The following is a 17,120-nucleotide window of genomic DNA, read 5'->3' as shown; positions in this document are numbered from 1 at the left end:
TTTGACCGTAAAATCATTCGCAAAACAGAAATAATCAGGAGGAAACACCATGGCAACAAAAATCAGGCTTGCTCGCGCAGGCGCAAAAAAAAGACCCTTCTACCAAGTGGTAGTAGCCGACGAGCGCAGCCGCAGGGATGGACGTTTCATTGAAAACATGGGTACGTATGATCCCACCAAAAACCCTGCAGTATTCAAACTGAACGAAGAAAAAATCCGCGCCTGGCTCGGCAAGGGGGCTCAGCCGACCGATACGGTTCGTCAGCTTCTCAAAAAAGCCGGCATTCTCGACAAGGCAGCTGCCTAGACTGCAGAGCGTACACTTCTTCATCCACCTCCGGCCTGCCGGATATTTTATATCAGCAGAGGTACGACATGAAAGCACTTGTAGAAACCATCGCCAAGTCACTCGTCGACGACCCCTCACAGGTCCAGGCTGCAGAAGAAATGGAAGAAGATACGCTTGTCATTAAACTGACAGTCGCGAAAGAGGATATGGGGCGAATTATCGGCAAGGAAGGACGGACTGCCAAGGCAATTCGCACCATCCTCAATGCAGTTTCTACCAAGGATAACCGGAAAGCTATCCTCAAGATCGTAGAATAATGCCCATTCAGAACGCTTTAATTCCCGTGGGGAAGCTCATCGGTACCCACGGAATCAAAGGATTGCTCAAACTCAACTCATATTCCGGCAATTTTGACAGTCTTAAAGCTGCCAGAACTATTACCCTGAAATTTGCACAGGGTACCCTTCAGGAGTTTGACCTCAAAAGTATTGCTCCGCATGGAGGCAAGCCCGTGATTGGGCTAAAGGGCGTGGATGACATCAACCAGGCCCTGCCTCTGGTAGGAAGTGAGCTTTGCCTGTTTCGTAGCCAGCTACCCCAAACCGATGAGGATGAATATTACTGGTGTGACCTGATTGGCCTTTCTGTCTTTACGGTCGATGATGTTGAACTCGGTACTATTTTTGATATTTTTGAAACTGGCAGTAGCGATATCTATGTAGTTCGCAGGGGCGAAAGGGAGTACCTGATTCCTGCCATCGCAGATGTCATTACGAGTGTCGACCTTGAAAACGGTCGCGTTGTGGTGACCCCGTTGGAAGGTCTTCTGGATCTATGAAGTTTGACATACTTACCCTTTTTCCTGCCATGTTCAGCGGGCCCTTCGACGAAAGCATTATCAGGCGGGCAAAAGACAAACAGCTCATTGACATTTCGTTGCACAATATTCGTAATTTTGCGACTGATAAACATCAGACTGCAGATGACGCCCCCTACGGTGGCGGAGCTGGAATGGTAATGAAAGTAGAACCTCTGGCCGGTTGCATCGAGTCTGTCAAGTCACAACACCCGTCCTCAAAGATCATCATCACCTCACCAAGAGGAAGACGGCTTACTCATGCAGTTGCGTCGGAACTAGCCTCACTTCCTGGAATGATCATTATCTGCGGGCGCTATGAGGGAATAGACGAACGTATTCGAGAGTTGTATGTAGAGGACGATATCTCTCTTGGAGATTTTGTACTTTCAGGCGGTGAAATAGCAGCCATGACTATCGTTGATGCAGTCACCCGACTTTTACCTGGAGTGCTCGGCAGTGGGGAATCCGCTGAAACTGACTCGTTTTGCGATGGATTACTCGAATACCCACATTACACCAGGCCTACTGAGTTCAAAGGTCTTAAAGTACCGGATGTCTTGATCTCGGGGAATCACGAGAATATCCGAAAGTGGCGACGACGCGAATCATTGCGCACGACGCGAATACTTCGACCAGACCTGCTTGATGGAATTGAATTGACACGCGAGGACCGAAAATTTCTGGCAGAATTGGATCTCGTATAATGTCACAATTTCCTTGTAACCTGTCCATTGCATTACTGCACTATCCGGTTTACAACAAACATCGCGAAGTTGTTACCACGGCCCTGACTAATCTTGATCTGCATGACATTGCTCGGGCTTCCCGAACATTCGGTCTGGATCGTTTTTACATAGTAACTCCTTCGGTTGATCAACGCATATTGGCAGAGAAGATAGCCGGCCACTGGCAGGATGGGTGGGGCGCTACCTATAACACCGACCGCAAGGAAGCACTTTCAATTATCAAAGTCTGCGATACGCTCAAAACTGCGAAAGCTGAATTTCAAAGTTTTTTTTCAAAAGAAGTTAAAACGGTAATCACCGGCGCCGCAAAGCATCCTGGAAGCATTGGCTTCAATGAGCTTCGTCATTCACTAACTGATCCGGAACAACCGTTCATGTTGCTTCTGGGAACCGGCTGGGGCCTGACCGGAGAATGTTTTACAGCTGCCGGACATATTCTTGAACCAATCCAGGGAACCGGTTCCTACAATCACCTTTCGGTACGGTCGGCAGCTGCAATCATGCTCGACCGGTTGAAAGGAACGCGGTAAGTTCGTACAATCACAATCAAGAGAGACATAGAGGAGGAGTAACCATGAATACCATCAGTTTTCTCAATTTGGAGCAAATGAAGAAGAACATCCCTGTTTTCAGGGTTGGGGACACCGTCAAAGTGCAGGTAAAGATCGTTGAGGGCGACAAGCAACGTATCCAGGCTTATCAGGGAGTGGTTATCGCCCGCAAGAACGGTGGCATCAGCGAGACATTCACTGTGCGTAAAATATCAAACGGTATCGGCGTTGAAAGGGTTTTTCCGCTTCACTCACCCGTTCTTGAGACTATTGAAGTTGTTACTCGCGGACATGTGCGTCGTGCCAAATTGTACTACCTGCGCAAACTACGCGGCAAAGCAGCCAGAATCCGCGAAAAGAAATATGTTGCCGGAGCATAATTTTCGATACAACAATGAGCCCTGCGAAAGCGGGGCTTTTTGTTTGGGTGCGCCATGAAACAGGCGCTACTCTTTGACGCACTGCCGCTTGACACCCTGGCCTTCGAACAACAGGCAAGACGGCAAGGTCACACACTAATTGCCGGCGTAGACGAGGCAGGCAGGGGACCTCTGGCCGGTCCGGTGGTTGCTGCCGCAGTGATCCTTCCTGAAGGAGTGCGTATTCCTGGAGTTAATGACTCCAAGCAGCTTTCACCTGAAACACGCGAGCGGCTCTTTGATGTAATCATGAGTAAAGCCATGTCTGTTGGCATAGGCATGGCTGATGCCGAAATGATCGACCGCGTCAACATCTTGCAGGCGACACGACACGCGATGCTCGAAGCAGTAAAAATGCTGACCCCCCAACCTCATATATTGCTGATAGATGGCATCAGCATGATCGAATTTCCCCTTCCACAAAAAACAATAAAAAAAGGTGATTCCTTAAGCCATTCCATCGCAGCCGCTTCAATCGTGGCAAAAGTGACTCGGGACCGATTGATGCGCGAGCTTGATGTCAGACACCCAGGATACGGTTTCGCCAGCCACAAAGGCTATGGCTGTCTTTCCCACATGGAGGCGATTCGGCTGCTCGGTCCCAGCGAGGTCCATCGTCTCTCTTTCAGTGGTGTTCGCGAACACGTGCCATGACACTCTTTCTGGTTACCTTCCTCGGGCTCTACGGAAGCATGCATTTGTATGTCTTTGTCAGAGTTCGCTCTGCCTTTTCCATGGGTTCTTCAACATCCATACTTCTGGCATTGTGGATGATATTTGGAATCATCGCCCCTATTCTGGTTCGAATGGGTGAACACTTCGATCACGAGCGCACCGCAGTGGCTATCGCCTGGCCAGGTTACATCTGGATGGGCTGCCTTTTCATCTTTGTATCGCTGCTGCTGGCAATCGATATCCTGAGAAGCGTTGCCTGGCTTTTTGCTCATTTTTCAGGTCAAAGTCTTTTGATACTGTCCTCCCCCCGCATCACCTGTGAAATAGCACTGGTTCTTGCCACCGTTGCAAGTGCATATGCACTTTTTGAAGCGCATCACCTGCATGTTGAACAGGTAACCATTCCAACCGAAAAACTACCTTCAACTATTCCGACCCTCCGAATAGTGCAGATTTCAGATGTACATATCGGGCTTCTCTATCGCGAATCAAGGCTGAAGGCCTTACTTGATGCTATCAGGGAGGCTCGCCCCGACATTCTTGTCAGCACCGGTGATCTGGTAGATGGGAGGCTTTCACGCGAAGATACTTTATCGCACCAGAACCGATTGGCAGCTTTACTGGCTTCAGTCAAACCTGCTTACGGTTCCTACGCTGTGACAGGAAATCATGATTTTTACGCAGGGCTGGATCAAGCGCTCTCCTTTACCCGTGCCTGCGGATTCAAGGTACTGCGGAACGAGACAGTTTCACTACCTCAGGGGATATCCATAACAGGTGTTGATGATCCGGCAGGACAAAATATGGGGTTTAGGGCTACAAAACCACCTGAATCCCAATTGCTGAACTCGCTTTCTCAAAACACCTTCAAGCTATTTCTCAAGCACCGCCCACTGGTGCAACCAGAGAGTGACGGGTACTTTGATCTGCAACTTTCCGGACATGTGCACAAGGGCCAGATTTTCCCTTTCAACCTGCTGGTACGCCTGCAATTTCCCATCCCCTGTGGCACAACGGTAACCAAAGCAGGCTCACTCATCCATGTCAGCCGCGGTACCGGCACCTGGGGTCCTCCAATGCGGCTATTTGCCCCGCCGGAAATTACAATTATCGATCTTGTTAGGAAATAATTTTATTGGCAGGTCGTAACTACCGGAGGAATCGAGTTACTGCGCGGTTATGTTCTGCGAGAGTACGAGAAAATTGGTGAGTACCATCCTGGCGGGCGACGAAATAAAGGTAATCTGTAGTGGCGGGAGTCAGAGCAGCTTTGAGCGCCTCAGCACCGGGATTGCCGATAGGGCCTGCAGGCAAGCCACGATTGAGATAGGTATTGTAGGGTGAAGGTCGCAGGATATCAGCCTTGGTCACCTTTCCTGCAAAAGCTCTAACACCATACACAGCGGTAGGATCACTTTGCAACGGCATGCCGATACGCAACCGATTATGAAAGACCGAAGAAATAAGCGGCTTTTCTTCTGCAGAGACGGCCTCTTTTTCGATCATTGAAGCAAGTGTAACCAGATCGTGCCGAATCAGCCCCCCCTGTTGTCCCACCACATTTTTTTTAAAACAGCTCACCATCATTCTGATCAGCTGTTCCTCAGTACTGTTCAACGGCAAGTCATAGGTTGCCGGGAACAGATAACCCTCCACACTGGACGCCGGTATCCCCAGACTTGTCAAAAGGGCAGTATCACGACATCTTTCCAAAAAGCGCTCTTTGGGAAAATAACCCTTCTGCTCAAGCAGTTCTGCAGCCTGATATATGGAATACCCTTCCGGTAGCGCGAAACGTCTGAAATCAACATCCCCTGTTGCTACTTTATGGAGAATGTACCCTGGAGTCATGGCGCTATTCAACCGGTAGTCGCCTGCCTTAAGCCGGTTCGCTTGACCCCGCAGGCGGCTGACCACCATGAAATGCCAGCTACTGCGGATGATACCTTTTGTTTTTAACTCCGTTGCCAGGGTTCTGACACTTTTCCCGGGGGGAAAGGATATATCTTTAACGACACTGCCGTTACCGACCGGCACCCAAAGACAAAACAGATACCATACGAGCAGACTTGCCAGACAGATGCGAATGAGGAATATGACGGAGATTCGTGGAGTGCGGATGACAGGGAACATTGTGGTGAATTATGAAAAAAAATCCCAGGCGAGTCAAGCTTTCAATGCCGTCGCACATGCAACGGCTCCATTCCGCAATTGCCTCGTGTATCTCTCCCTGATATGATGCCGACATGAAAACAATTGACCTCTCCCCTATGACAGCTGTCAATCTCCCCTTCAATTTCAGCAGCATCAGCCAATCGTTCCAACTGGGCAGCTCCCTCAAGGAAAAACCCAGCAGCGAGGGCTACTGGGCTATCATCAGGGGAGACAGTGTCGTTGTTAGGGAGGAAGCCGAAAGCTGTTTCCTGCCACAGGGAGCAGCACCTGTCTGGCTCAATTCCTATCAGCCTCCAATCTGCATCGGTTTCTGGAACGACATTCCCCTCTGGGCGTGCACCATCCCTTCCGACACCCCTCTGGAGGCTCCGTATACCGCTGAACCGTTCAACGCAGGGGAACAACGCCTTGACATGGCAACGCTTACTTTGGCCGGGCTCTCACAGCAGATTCTGCACTGGCACCGCCACAGCCGTTTCTGCTCCCGCTGCGGCTCACCAACCGAACCCCTTAACCATAACTGGGGTACACGATGTATTTCGTGTACTGCCGAGCATTATCCCCACATCCACCCCTGCGCCATAGTTCTGGTCAAACGCGGAAGTCAAATACTGCTTACCCGCAAGCCAGGATGGAAATCTGGACGCTACGGGTTAGTAGCAGGTTTCCTTGATTTTGGTGAATCTTTGGAAGAATGCGCTATCCGCGAAGTAAAGGAAGAGACCGGCATTGAGATCTGCAACGTCAGGTATGTGGGAAGCCAGAACTGGCCCTTTCCTGCGCAGCTCATGGCTGGATTCGTGGCCGATTATGCCGGAGGGGAGATCATCGTAGACAGGGATGAACTGGAAGATGCCAAATGGTTTTCCATTGATGCCCTTCCCTCACTGCCCCCCGTACGCAGCATTGCCAGATTTATAATCGACAATTTCGCACGCTAAGCCCTTCCGCAATATACCCTTACCCTCTCCATGTATCACCAGTAGTCCCTCCCCTTGCAGGTCCATAAACTCCCTGTAATATTCAAGTATGCACATCCTGATTGTTGAAGACGAAATTAAAACTGCAGAATATCTCCGCAAAGGTTTTTCTGAAAACGGATTTGTCGCCGATGTCGCCAACAAGGGTGAAGATGGTCTGCACCTGGCTCTAACCGGTGACTACGATCTCATCATTCTTGATGTCGGCCTGCCGGAGCGCACGGGGTGGTCGGTTATTTCAGAACTTCGACGGAATGGAAAGGAAATGCCGGTACTTTTCCTGACCGCCAGGGATGCAGTTGAGGATCGCATCAAAGGGCTGGAGTTGGGTGCCGATGATTATCTGATAAAGCCGTTCGTGTTTTCGGAACTTCTTGCCCGGGTAAGAACCATTTTGAGACGCGGCCCTTTGCGTCAGCCGGACATCCTGACAATTGACGATCTCGTGCTCGACCTGATCCGTCACAAGGCCACTCGCGCCAATAAACGGCTCGACCTCACGCCTAAAGAATTTGCACTGCTTTCGTTGCTGGCACGTCGGACCGGAGAGGTTGTTTCACGTACCCTGATAGCCGAACAGATTTGGGATATGAATTTCGACAGCGATACCAATGTAGTGGATGTGGCAGTGCGCAGACTGCGGGCAAAGGTTGATGATCCATTTGAAAAAAAGCTTATCCACACCTCGCGGGGGGTGGGCTATGTCCTGGAAGAACGTTGAAAAATTCAGACCCAGAATCTTTCGCAGGAGATGGTCAATCACCCAGCGCCTTGTCATTACCTACACCTTTTCAGCAATTACCATGCTTGCAATTACCGCCTGGTTCGTTAACTGGACTCTCCACAGCTCGCTATTAAAAGCTGAGCAGGATTACATCGACGACAGAATCCGCGTGTACAGAGCCATTATCGAGCACAGTCCCGATTTCCTCTATTTTGTCACGCAGGACATAGAATGGCAGGGTTCCTTCGTCAAATTTCCCCAGTATTACGCTCGCATTCTCAACGACAAATGTCACACGATCATTGAAACCATACATATGAATGAACTCATCCCACCCGAGCGTTTTCCGGATCCATGTATTTTCACCAAGCAAGAACAAGAGCGAAGTCGTGCAAAGGATACTTTTGTCTACGTCGGCCGTAATGGCCGCTCCTATCTCCTGGAGACCTACTGGACAGAAATGGTACAGCCGCAACAACGGGTTGCCATTCAGATAGCTGTCGATATTACCTCTCAGGAACGTCTCATCCGGACAAACCAGCAACGTTCCCCTTCAAAAAGGTTGTTAAGAGACTTGCCGATGCTGACTCGTCCTTCACCATTTTCTTTCAGCCAATTGAAGTCCATACCCTTGCGGAGTTTATCCACAGCTTCAGCCAGGATTACAAACGGAATGAAATCTATGCCATGGCAGGAGAGTCAGTTTCCATCTTCAATGCAAGCGGAATGGAGATTTATCGCTTTGACTATGACGCTACCATTGGAATCATCTCGGATGTGGCGGTCATGAGCAACGGACAACTGGCAATGTTGGCCAGTAAAGGGCCGCTGACACAGCTGGTGCGGTGTAATTTCCGGGCCGAACCATTGGGCGTCATCAGTCTGAGTGGCATGCCGCCGGAACTGGTTAATTTTTCACCTAACCGGGTGTATGCCCAGGCAGGAAAACTGTATCTGGTCAGTTACTCAAACATGCAGGTAGTAATTGTCGATGAGCAGGGTGTTTTCGTAAAGGGGCACGACTTTGCCCGCGAACTTGGCATGAGCGAAAAGGAGCGGGATGAAAGCGGTTTGGGTGGCTTTGCCCTTGACCGGGACGGCGGTTTTTTGTTTACCATCCCAGCCACGGCCAAGGCGTATCTGTTTACCGCTGACGGCACACAGCGCGTCTTCGGCAGACGAGGGAGCGCGCCTGGCCGATTTGGCGTCGTTACCGGCATTGCGACTGACAAAGCAGGTAATATCCTGGTGGTGGATAAACTCCGGTGCGTTGTGATGATCTTTGAAAGGAGCAATTTCGGCTTTTTGAAGGAATTCGGTAATCGTGGAACGAAGCCGGGCAATCTGATCGGTCCTGATGACATTCTGGTAGACAGTCAGAACAGGGCCTATGTCAGTGCTCTCCGCAAACAGGGGATCAGCGTGTACCAACTCTCCCAGGAATGATTCTTAATATCTCTCATAAAAAAAGGCGCCTCAACTATCGGGCGCCTTGTTATATTTATATGCAGTTTGATTTATTTCTTCAGTAACATCTTTATCAACTTATGACCCTCAACCAGCAGTCCCGTCGCTTTGGCCTGCACCTCGTCATAAGAACCGGCACCATTACCCTGCCCTGCTTCGCCACGGTACATGATAAAAGGCACCGGATCGGAGGTGTGAGTCATCAGATGTACCGGTGTAGGATGATCAGGAGTACAGAGTATGGCATAATCGCCGAATTTCTTGATCCCTTCCAGAACTGTACCCACGACTTGCTTGTCAAAATCTTCAATGGCCTGGATCTTATGATCCATTCTTCCGGAGTGTGATGCTTCATCAGGCGCTTCCACATGTACGTAGACAAAATCGTGATCTTCCAATGCAGCCAGTGCCGCCTTGGCCTTGCCGAGATAATTGGTATCAATATAGCCCGTTGCACCATCCACGTTGATGATATCCAGCCCTGCACAGACACCAATACCTTTGATAAGATCAACAGCAGAGATAACTGCCCCTGAAAGCCCGAATTTTTCCTGATAGGTAGAAATTTTGGGGGTCTTTCCGTGGCCCCATAACCAGATGGAGTTGGCCGGAAGTTTGCCTTCCTCTTTGCGCTTCAGGTTAAGAGGATGGGTATATAAAACCATCTGGGCATGGTTCATGATGTTGTTAAGCATGTCGGCACCATCGCCACTGGGCAGATGTTCCAGAATCGATTTGCCGGTGATGTCATGGGGCGGAGTGGATTTCATGGTATCTTTCCCACCACGCCAGACCATCAGATGCCGATAACCGACACCTGCATGGAATTCGATGTTCTCGTTACCCAACTCCTTCTGCAGCGTTTGGACCAGTTCGCGACCCTCTGCTGTAGAAATGTGGCCGGCTGAAAAGTCCTTCATGTAGATTTTGCTGCCATGGGGGTTGAGCGTGACCAGGTTCATGCGAAAGGCAACGTCATCGGGACCGAGCTCTACTCCCATGCTGATCGCTTCCAATGGCGAACGGCCGGTATAGCAAGTGCGCGGATCGTAGCCGAAGACCGAGAGATTGGCGACATCGCTGCCCGGGGGTAAGCCATCGGGCACTGTAGCAGCCAATCCAACCTGGCCGTGCTGTGCCATGAAGTCCATGTTCGGAGTGTGAGCTTTCTGCAGGGGAGATTTATTACCTAATTCGCTGTAGGTGACGTCGGACATGCCGTCGCCCAGGAGAACGATGATCTTCATACTGACCTTTCCGGATGGGATCTGGTTATACTAGTTTCAGTATGCACCATTGTCAACCAAACATGCACCTGACAAGCAAAGCACCTTCCAGCGTACCTGAAAGGTGCTTCATCGAAGTGTTATTTTCTTACAAAAATTTCCTTGGCCAGGTTGGTGTCAATGGCAAATTCCGAATAACCGACACGAAAAATATAAGAAGGAAAAGATTGTACCAGGGTGATCTTGTTACCAGGAAGCACCCCCATGGCCATCAGTTTTTGCATTTTTTTGCTGTCCTCAGTCTGAATATAGGCAATCTCCCCATTCTGCCCCGGCTTATATTCCGTCAGTGGCACGACTCCCAGATCGCCCTGCGCACGTGCTTCGTCGCAACACGGCCCGGGTGGAATAGGTTTACCATGGGGACATGTGGTGGGGTGGTTGAGCATGGCGCAGACCTTGGTATCCACTCCTTCGTTCAGCAAATGTTCGAACTGGCAGGCCCGATGATCACCGTCTTCACCGCGGATGTTGAGCACATCCATCATCAACCGTTCGGCGAGCCGATGGCGACGAATAGTCATCCGACCCTCATCCCTTCCTTCCGGACGAAAATGTACCATCCCCTGCCGTACTTCAATCAAGGCATGCTTGCTCAACTCCGCATATACCGGATCCGCCAGGGGGATATTCATCTTTTCAGGATCCAGAAATGCCTGCCCCTCCTCTTCAACCGCCACCCAGAGAGCCTCCAGGATCTCTTCTGCCTTCTCGGTCAATTTCATACCTGCTCCTTTTTATTAGATGTTTTCCTTGTTTTTAAGAAGTCGTGCACTTTTTTAAAAATAGCAGGGGGAACAGGGTTTTTATAGTTGCAGCGAGGGCAATGAACACTGTGACAACCGCCGGAACAACCGCCACACCCTTTTGTTCCCTCTTTTTCATCAAATTCATGTCCGCAGAATCCGCACTGCATGGGTCCCCCTTGATCCATTCCCTATAAGATCCCAGTCAGCAATAAAAGCTTATTTAATGCATATCCACTGCCATAGGCAAAAAGGCTGACAAACAAGCCAATGGCACTGGCGGTTTTCCAGCCGCGTTCATTCTTCATTACCAGAAACTGGGCCACGCACGGAATGAAAAGAGTCAGAGTTACCGCAGCAACGGTCAGCTGGCGGGCATCCATCAGCCCTTTGGCCTGAAGGTCGTAAAGGCCGGCTGCCCCATAATCACGACGGAAAAAACCGAAAATGAATGCGACAGCGGTTTCTTTGGGCAGACCTATGGAGGCCATTACCGGAGTCATCGCAATGATCATTTTTTCAAAAAAACCGGTTACCTTCCCCAACCACAGCAGCACCGATGCAAGAATGAAGAGCGGCAGTATTTCCATGAAGTACCATTGCATGCGGGTGTATGTTTTGGTCATTACATTGGTAAACTGCGGCAGTCGCATGGGGGGCAATTCCATATAAAACATTGGTGGCTCTCCCGGCATAACCTTTGCCGCCAGCACGCCAACCAGGAGGAAAAGCAGCAGCATGCATATCCCCCACACCATCAGTGCTCCTGGCGCCTTTGACAAAAGGCCCAAAATCACACCCAATTGTGCTGAGCAGGGAATGGCAAGAGCAAGCAACAAGGTAGCAATAATCCGCTCGCGAGTGGTTTCAAGGGTCCGCGTCACCATGGTTGCCATTGTATCGCACCCGAAGCCGAGTACCATTGGTATAACTGCCCTGCCGGACATGCCGATATGCTTGAACAGACGGTCAACCAAAAGCGCCAGTCGGGGGAAATAACCCGTATCCTCAAGAAATGAGAAGAAGATGAAAAAGGTTGCCACTATCGGAAGAATGATTCCGACTGCATAGCGGAAGCCGAGAGTAATAATGCCGTATTCCCCAACGAACAGTTCCTGGATGATCGGCCAAGGGATGAGGCCTTTGATAAAGGCAGTAACCCACGGATTGAAAAGCTCTTCAAAAAGTTTGCCTTCAAGAATATCCACCACCGTACCGGCACCAAATTCACCAACGAATTTATAAAGGCCGAAATAGAGCACTATCAGCAGCAGAGGGACACCCGTCATAGGACGCACTGACAGCGTCGAGATTTTTTCTGCCAACGTGACCACCCGCTTTTCCGGGAACTCAACCACACCAGATATCAGTTTTCGTACGATATCCTTGCGCTCGAGGGAGAGATCGAGATGAAATGACTCCCGACGCTCAAAAGCGATTTCACGCACTTTTGCCTCCAAAGCGACAAACCCGTCACCTTCCAGGGCTCGTACCAGCTCAAAGACTTCTTCATCCTGTTGGAGCAGCAAAAGGGTCAGAGCCCGCTTGGAAAGCACGTACTCGCCTTTCATCAGCCGCTGTACTTCATCAATGTCACGTTCCAGCAAACGACTGTAGACAAACGGCACATCAGCGGGACCACGGTAATTGGCAATGGCATTACGGATATCATCCAAACCACGCTTTCGTGCGGTGGCAGCACCTATCACCGGAATGCCCAATCGTTTTTGCAACAATTCAAGATCAATTTTGATTCCCATCCGTTCCGATTCATCCATGATATTGACTACCAGGATCACCGGCAAGCGGGCTTCAATCAATTGAATCGTCATCGCCAGCATCCGCTCCAGGTTACGGGCGTCAAGCACATGCAGCACGACATCAGGCGACTCGTTGAGCAATATCTCCCGAGCGACCCTTTCCTCTTCGGTAATCGTATGGATCGAATACATACCAGGTGTGTCGATGACCTGCCAGGTCTGACTATTGATGGTGGAGTTGCCGCGGGACACTTCAACCGAGGTTCCGGGATAATTGGATACGGTGACATAAGCGCCGGTCAGGGCGTTGAAGAGTACGCTTTTACCAACGTTGGGGTTACCTACCAGAGCGACCCGCTTCACAGCTTCACCATTCGATGTTTTATCAATTTCTTTTACTGCCATATCAATGCAATCCTTTCTTGCTTTTGAAATTCATTTTCACACATAAGGCCAAAAAAAATTGTGCGCCGCCCCTCTTAGCTCCGGCAACTGGCGCACAATCCATAAATTTCCATCTTATGGCTCTGAATCATGAATCCATGGCGAGCTGCAATTTCATTCTGCAATTGCTCGATGGTTTCATTTTCAAACTCAATGATGGAATTACAGCCGGTACAAACCAGGTGGTCATGGTGCTCTCCGGCCATGATATGCTCATAACGGGTCTGGCCGTCATGCAATAGCACTTCACGGGCCAGGCCGGCCTCAACGAACAATTTTAGTGTACGGTACACTGTGGCATTGCCAATGCCTGGATGAATTGCCTTGATTTTGAGATACAGCTCTTCAACACTGATGTGTTGATGCGTCGAAAGGAAGAAATCCAAAATGATATCGCGCTGTCGGGTCGAACGCAGTCCTTTTTTTGCTGAAAAGGAATTGAATGCTTTTTTCTTTTCTATAATCATCGCAGCCCCATATTGAAGTTGAAAATCAAATTATACAAACAGAAGAAAACTGTCAATGGAAGATTCATTTAAAATCGTCCACACGGCACTACTTGCCCAGGAAAACTTCTCCGGTATCGGTGAAAACGCGAACGGGCAACTCAAACACTCTTTTAAATATATTCAGAACACCTTTGCTTACGGATTTAACCGGAATTGCTTTGACGACTGGATCGGACCATTTCCCCTTGGCTTCAAAATATGCAGTTAAAAAAGCCTTGTCCTTGCCTGTCAACAACCAGCCGACCACAGGAATGCGGTTAACGATCTTGTCCACGGTCTGAAGGGGCTGAACGCCAATCGTAAAATCCAGCTCTTCTTTGACAATATCAGCACTGCCAATCATTGAGATATTGAGCGCATCACCTTTAATAAACAGATCTTTGGTGGAAGTGATGCCGTCTCGAACAGAGAAACTGCCCTTGATCTCATTGTAGGGCATCCCGCCAGCAATCATGTCCGGGAGCTGAAATTTAAGCAGTTGCGAAAAATTGAGGATGGAGAACAATTTGGAAAGAACGCTGAACTTGCGCAAGGACCCCTCCTCCAGGCGCAAGCGAAAATTACCCAGTGAACTTTTCTTCACATCCGAAAGGGTAGCTCCTCGCGCAGTAATATCCCCCTGAAGGAACAGGGTGCCAGTCACTTCACGAGAAATATTCAGCGCCTGAAACAGTCGTTCGGCCTGAATGCGTGCAAGATTAAGATTTAGATCATATCGGCTGCCCTGCGTCTCGATAGGGGCAATTCTTCCCTTGGCTGCGATTGTACCGCCATACATACCTGCTTCTAGTCCCTGAAGATAAATAACCCCGCCTTCTCCAGCAATGGTTGCCTTGAGATGGGAGAAGTCAAGAGCGCCATACTTTCCCGCATCCGCTAATAGTTTGAGCTTCATATCAGGCAACGGCTTCCTCACTCCTTTGCCCTGGGCACTGGCTGCACTCAATAACAAAAGGTCATCGATATCAAGATTGGAGGAAACAATTGATAAATCGGCCTGGGGATCTGTTCCGCCAGTGTATTCACCATTAACGACAAATGTGGAACGATTGAATGATCCTGAGAGGCTTCGAATGATATAGGCATTATCACGTACGGTTAAAGCTGCCTGCAGTCTTCGGATACTGGCATCCTGTTTTGGGGGAGCAGCCATGATGTCACGCAGAAAAAATTCCGGTGACGACAGGCTTATTTCTGCCGATGGATTTTTGAACTGCCTGATCTTGCCTTGGACGGTGACTAACGATGAACCATAATTAACGTTGATATTGGATGTTTCCAGACTGCTTCCCTTGAAGTTGATCATGCCATTAATGTTGCTGACAGGTCGCAATCCTTCTCCGGGGTGCAAAGCAAAGGAATTCAGCGTGATGGCGCCTTTATAATCCATAGAGGCAAAATCTTCAGGATTACCGCTGCCGGCAACATGAGCCTGTATTTTTCCTCGAGGGTGATGGGACTGCCACTGGGTGAAAAGGGGAAGAGAATCTCCCATCAAAAACTGATTGGTTTGGATTTCAAATCCCAGATACGGCTTGTCACCATATTTGAATTGTGCCGTCGCAGAAAGAATGCATGGCGGAAGAGTATAGGTCAGGCTGGTTAACCGGCTTTCATTACGCCCCAGGACTGAGGTGAAGGTCAGATGGTTCTGCATTCCTGCTGGTTTGCGAACAGCACCGGGAAAAGCATATGCCGCCTGCTTCAACTCCCAGTCTCCAGAAAGCTGATATGCCGAAATATAACCATTCCCTTTCAAGCTGAGTAGCGAGTTGCCGCCGAAATCAAGTTTCTGCGCCCGCACAAAATGCGACAGCCATGACACTTCAGCCGAACGGGGTATCATTTCCATTTTAAAAGGGTACTGGCAAGGAGTATCTAAAGGATAATCCGTAATGCGACCTTCCATCGTAAAAGGAGAGCCTCCAAATGTGCCGGTTGCCTGACTGATGATGAAATCCTTTCCAAGCATCTCCAATCCAGCCTTAATATTGCTGAAGGCTGGCACAGTCTTTCCATAGCTGACCACCCCTTTTTCAACCGTGCCTTTAATATGCAGCACATTATAGTTGGTGCCCTTTTCCATGTGGACAATCTGACTGACGCGACCATCGAGCAATCCGGTATCGAGCCGGAACAACCCTCCGGTAATATGCTCTTCGATATATTCGGAGGCATCGGTAGCGATAATTCCAAAGGGAATCCACTGGCGCAGATTTTCAAGCTTGAAAGGTTCTGAAGATGCTTTAGCAATGATGCGGATATCAGACGACCTGAGGTCCTGCAGCTGACAGCTTCCTTTAATTTTGAATCCATCTGCGGAGAATTTAAGTGATGTCATGCTGAGGCTGTCTTTTGTCAGCTTGAGATCATAATCGAGCTGGGCAAGCTGCGGATTGACAGGATGATGGAAAATCCCTGGCCATGTTATGACCGTGCCAGCAATACTTAATTTCCCCTTGGCGCTAAACTCACGAATTGTGCCCTTAAATTTTGAGGACAGGTCAATTTCCCCCCCGGGATTATCAAAGGGTATGTATTTACCGTAGTAAGCCCAAAAACGCCCTGGTTCTACCTGTTTCAGCTCGCACGAAGCCTTAAGTTCGGTTTCCAAGAGCGGCGCAGACGCCGGTAACTTGGCCGAACCTGCGAAAAAGACTTGAGCACCGGCCCCCCTCTGCGATGGCAGATTAAAGGACAACTTGAAATCCCCCTTATGTCCACGCGAGATTCCATCCATTGAGAAGAAAATGTTTTCAGCAGTGTCCGATAGACCGTTCGGCTGAATTGTCATGTCTTTCCAATACAGAGTACCCTTGCGAAGCAGGAACTTTTTAAGGTGAATCCGATAGGCGCCAGGCTCAGGTTTCAGCAGATCTGCAATATTCAATACACCTTGACTGTTTCGCTGCAGATGGATGGAGGAATCATCCAGGACAACATCACGCAGAACCACTTTCTTGTCCAGCAGCGGAAGCAGTGAAAGATGAACAATAATACGTTTGGCTACAAGAAAATCCGCAGAGTTGTCTGGTTCCCGGACAGTCAGATCGGTAAACGTGAAGGTTGGGCCGAGATGCATAGAAAATTCGCCGCGGCTGAAACTTACCTTGCGATTGAGAGATTGCTGCAGAATTTCTATTATGTCATTGCGATAGGCGTTGATCTCTATAAGACGGGGAAGAAAGAAGGCAAGACTGATCAGGGTAGCACCAATGGTGAGTAGAAATAATCCTGAAATTTTTATGTAAGGGTTTTTTCTAAAAGCAGGCACATTTTATTCCGTTGTCTAATTTCAAAAATGATATTGGAATCACTTCCTGGTCAACTTTCGAATCAGGCCCTCAGATGTGACCTGCAAGCTTAAACCATCATATTTGTCTGCAGTCAGCGCATCTGATGCTGATGCACTGTAGCACTGCATCTCTCTGAAACAACCAGAATAGATCCAGCGGTGTGTTTATTCACTGAATCTTCAATAGTGTTGCCC

18 protein-coding genes are annotated in these 17,120 nt (G+C 49.3%); 12 read left to right on the top strand and 6 right to left on the bottom strand.

Annotation, left to right across the window (positions count from 1 at the left end; all coding sequences use genetic code 11):
* Positions 1–49 precede the first annotated feature (49 nt).
* The 8 genes from rpsP to KJB30_RS14800 all read left to right on the top strand — a co-directional run bounded on the left by rpsP (position 50) and on the right by KJB30_RS14800 (position 4,669).
* Positions 50–307 carry a 30S ribosomal protein S16 gene (gene rpsP / locus KJB30_RS14835; protein ID WP_214300723.1) on the top strand — a complete coding sequence of 86 codons (258 nt, stop codon included), beginning with the start codon at positions 50–52 and terminating at the stop codon, positions 305–307.
* A 68-nt stretch (positions 308–375) separates the two neighbouring features.
* Positions 376–606 (top strand): KH domain-containing protein, encoded by a 231-nt coding sequence (locus tag KJB30_RS14830; protein WP_214300722.1) that lies wholly within the window; start codon positions 376–378, stop codon positions 604–606.
* Positions 606–1,127: a ribosome maturation factor RimM gene (gene rimM / locus KJB30_RS14825; protein WP_214300720.1), complete on the top strand. Its 522-nt coding sequence runs from the start codon at positions 606–608 to the stop codon at positions 1,125–1,127. Before KJB30_RS14830 ends, rimM begins: the two co-directional genes overlap by 1 nt.
* On the top strand, positions 1,124–1,852 hold the full coding sequence (trmD, locus tag KJB30_RS14820; protein ID WP_214300718.1) for a tRNA (guanosine(37)-N1)-methyltransferase TrmD: 729 nt from the start codon (positions 1,124–1,126) through the stop codon (positions 1,850–1,852). Before rimM ends, trmD begins: the two co-directional genes overlap by 4 nt.
* Complete coding sequence (locus tag KJB30_RS14815) at positions 1,852–2,424, top strand: RNA methyltransferase (protein ID WP_214300717.1); 573 nt, start codon at positions 1,852–1,854, stop codon at positions 2,422–2,424. The genes trmD and KJB30_RS14815 overlap by 1 nt, the downstream gene beginning before the upstream one ends.
* Before the next feature lie 44 nt (positions 2,425–2,468).
* Complete coding sequence (gene rplS / locus KJB30_RS14810; RefSeq protein WP_214300714.1) at positions 2,469–2,825, top strand: 50S ribosomal protein L19; 357 nt, start codon at positions 2,469–2,471, stop codon at positions 2,823–2,825.
* Between the two features lie 54 nt (positions 2,826–2,879).
* Positions 2,880–3,518: a ribonuclease HII gene (gene rnhB, locus KJB30_RS14805; protein ID WP_214300711.1), complete on the top strand. Its 639-nt coding sequence runs from the start codon at positions 2,880–2,882 to the stop codon at positions 3,516–3,518.
* Positions 3,515–4,669, top strand: a complete 1,155-nt coding sequence (locus KJB30_RS14800; RefSeq protein ID WP_214300708.1) for a metallophosphoesterase — start codon at positions 3,515–3,517, stop codon at positions 4,667–4,669. The genes rnhB and KJB30_RS14800 overlap by 4 nt, the downstream gene beginning before the upstream one ends.
* A 19-nt stretch (positions 4,670–4,688) precedes the next feature.
* On the opposite strand, the gene mltG is transcribed toward KJB30_RS14800, so the two are convergent.
* Positions 4,689–5,672, bottom strand: a complete 984-nt coding sequence (gene mltG / locus KJB30_RS14795) for an endolytic transglycosylase MltG (protein WP_214300706.1) — start codon at positions 5,670–5,672, stop codon at positions 4,689–4,691.
* A 113-nt stretch (positions 5,673–5,785) separates the two neighbouring features.
* Between mltG and nudC the strand changes: the two genes are divergently transcribed.
* The 4 genes from nudC to KJB30_RS14775 all read left to right on the top strand — a co-directional run bounded on the left by nudC (position 5,786) and on the right by KJB30_RS14775 (position 8,864).
* Positions 5,786–6,655, top strand: a complete 870-nt coding sequence (gene nudC, locus KJB30_RS14790) for an NAD(+) diphosphatase (protein ID WP_246545718.1) — start codon at positions 5,786–5,788, stop codon at positions 6,653–6,655.
* Positions 6,656–6,743: 88 nt separating this feature from the next.
* Positions 6,744–7,415, top strand: a complete 672-nt coding sequence (locus tag KJB30_RS14785; RefSeq protein ID WP_214300704.1) for a heavy metal response regulator transcription factor — start codon at positions 6,744–6,746, stop codon at positions 7,413–7,415.
* A complete protein-coding gene (locus tag KJB30_RS14780) occupies positions 7,396–8,208 on the top strand; it encodes a hypothetical protein (RefSeq protein ID WP_214300703.1) in 813 nt (270 codons plus the stop codon). The genes KJB30_RS14785 and KJB30_RS14780 overlap by 20 nt, the downstream gene beginning before the upstream one ends.
* A complete protein-coding gene (locus KJB30_RS14775; protein ID WP_214300701.1) occupies positions 8,205–8,864 on the top strand; it encodes an NHL repeat-containing protein in 660 nt (219 codons plus the stop codon). Before KJB30_RS14780 ends, KJB30_RS14775 begins: the two co-directional genes overlap by 4 nt.
* 71 nt (positions 8,865–8,935) lie before the next feature.
* Here the strand turns inward: KJB30_RS14775 and KJB30_RS14770 are convergent, their stop codons facing one another.
* The 5 genes from KJB30_RS14770 to KJB30_RS18515 all read right to left on the bottom strand — a co-directional run bounded on the left by KJB30_RS14770 (position 8,936) and on the right by KJB30_RS18515 (position 16,904).
* Positions 8,936–10,132, bottom strand: a complete 1,197-nt coding sequence (locus tag KJB30_RS14770; RefSeq protein ID WP_214300699.1) for a cofactor-independent phosphoglycerate mutase — start codon at positions 10,130–10,132, stop codon at positions 8,936–8,938.
* Between the two features lie 119 nt (positions 10,133–10,251).
* Positions 10,252–10,896, bottom strand: coding sequence for a metal-dependent transcriptional regulator (locus KJB30_RS14765; protein ID WP_214300697.1), 645 nt, complete (start codon positions 10,894–10,896; stop codon positions 10,252–10,254).
* Between the two features lie 212 nt (positions 10,897–11,108).
* Positions 11,109–13,082: a ferrous iron transport protein B gene (gene feoB, locus KJB30_RS14760; protein WP_214300695.1), complete on the bottom strand. Its 1,974-nt coding sequence runs from the start codon at positions 13,080–13,082 to the stop codon at positions 11,109–11,111.
* A 74-nt stretch (positions 13,083–13,156) separates the two neighbouring features.
* The gene (locus KJB30_RS14755; protein WP_214300693.1) at positions 13,157–13,588 is read right to left on the bottom strand and encodes a Fur family transcriptional regulator; all 432 of its coding nucleotides are present in this window, start codon (positions 13,586–13,588) and stop codon (positions 13,157–13,159) included.
* A gap of 88 nt (positions 13,589–13,676) precedes the next feature.
* Positions 13,677–16,904, bottom strand: coding sequence for a YhdP family protein (locus KJB30_RS18515; RefSeq protein ID WP_214300691.1), 3,228 nt, complete (start codon positions 16,902–16,904; stop codon positions 13,677–13,679).
* Positions 16,905–17,120 lie beyond the last annotated feature (216 nt).

The sequence above is a fragment of the Pelotalea chapellei genome (assembly GCF_018531195.1).
GTDB lineage: Bacteria > Desulfobacterota > Desulfuromonadia > Geobacterales > Pseudopelobacteraceae > Pelotalea > Pelotalea chapellei.
This window is presented reverse-complemented; position numbering and strand designations above follow the sequence as displayed.

Coding starts and splice junctions, on each gene's coding strand:
- rpsP (WP_214300723.1), top strand. CDS start 50: ATGGCAACAAAAATCAGGCTTGCTCGCGCAGGCGCAAAAAAAAGACCC.
- KJB30_RS14830 (WP_214300722.1), top strand. CDS start 376: ATGAAAGCACTTGTAGAAACCATCGCCAAGTCACTCGTCGACGACCCC.
- rimM (WP_214300720.1), top strand. CDS start 606: ATGCCCATTCAGAACGCTTTAATTCCCGTGGGGAAGCTCATCGGTACC.
- trmD (WP_214300718.1), top strand. CDS start 1,124: ATGAAGTTTGACATACTTACCCTTTTTCCTGCCATGTTCAGCGGGCCC.
- KJB30_RS14815 (WP_214300717.1), top strand. CDS start 1,852: ATGTCACAATTTCCTTGTAACCTGTCCATTGCATTACTGCACTATCCG.
- rplS (WP_214300714.1), top strand. CDS start 2,469: ATGAATACCATCAGTTTTCTCAATTTGGAGCAAATGAAGAAGAACATC.
- rnhB (WP_214300711.1), top strand. CDS start 2,880: ATGAAACAGGCGCTACTCTTTGACGCACTGCCGCTTGACACCCTGGCC.
- KJB30_RS14800 (WP_214300708.1), top strand. CDS start 3,515: ATGACACTCTTTCTGGTTACCTTCCTCGGGCTCTACGGAAGCATGCAT.
- mltG (WP_214300706.1), bottom strand. CDS start 5,672: ATGTTCCCTGTCATCCGCACTCCACGAATCTCCGTCATATTCCTCATT.
- nudC (WP_246545718.1), top strand. CDS start 5,786: ATGAAAACAATTGACCTCTCCCCTATGACAGCTGTCAATCTCCCCTTC.
- KJB30_RS14785 (WP_214300704.1), top strand. CDS start 6,744: ATGCACATCCTGATTGTTGAAGACGAAATTAAAACTGCAGAATATCTC.
- KJB30_RS14780 (WP_214300703.1), top strand. CDS start 7,396: ATGTCCTGGAAGAACGTTGAAAAATTCAGACCCAGAATCTTTCGCAGG.
- KJB30_RS14775 (WP_214300701.1), top strand. CDS start 8,205: ATGAGCAACGGACAACTGGCAATGTTGGCCAGTAAAGGGCCGCTGACA.
- KJB30_RS14770 (WP_214300699.1), bottom strand. CDS start 10,132: ATGAAGATCATCGTTCTCCTGGGCGACGGCATGTCCGACGTCACCTAC.
- KJB30_RS14765 (WP_214300697.1), bottom strand. CDS start 10,896: ATGAAATTGACCGAGAAGGCAGAAGAGATCCTGGAGGCTCTCTGGGTG.
- feoB (WP_214300695.1), bottom strand. CDS start 13,082: ATGGCAGTAAAAGAAATTGATAAAACATCGAATGGTGAAGCTGTGAAG.
- KJB30_RS14755 (WP_214300693.1), bottom strand. CDS start 13,588: ATGATTATAGAAAAGAAAAAAGCATTCAATTCCTTTTCAGCAAAAAAA.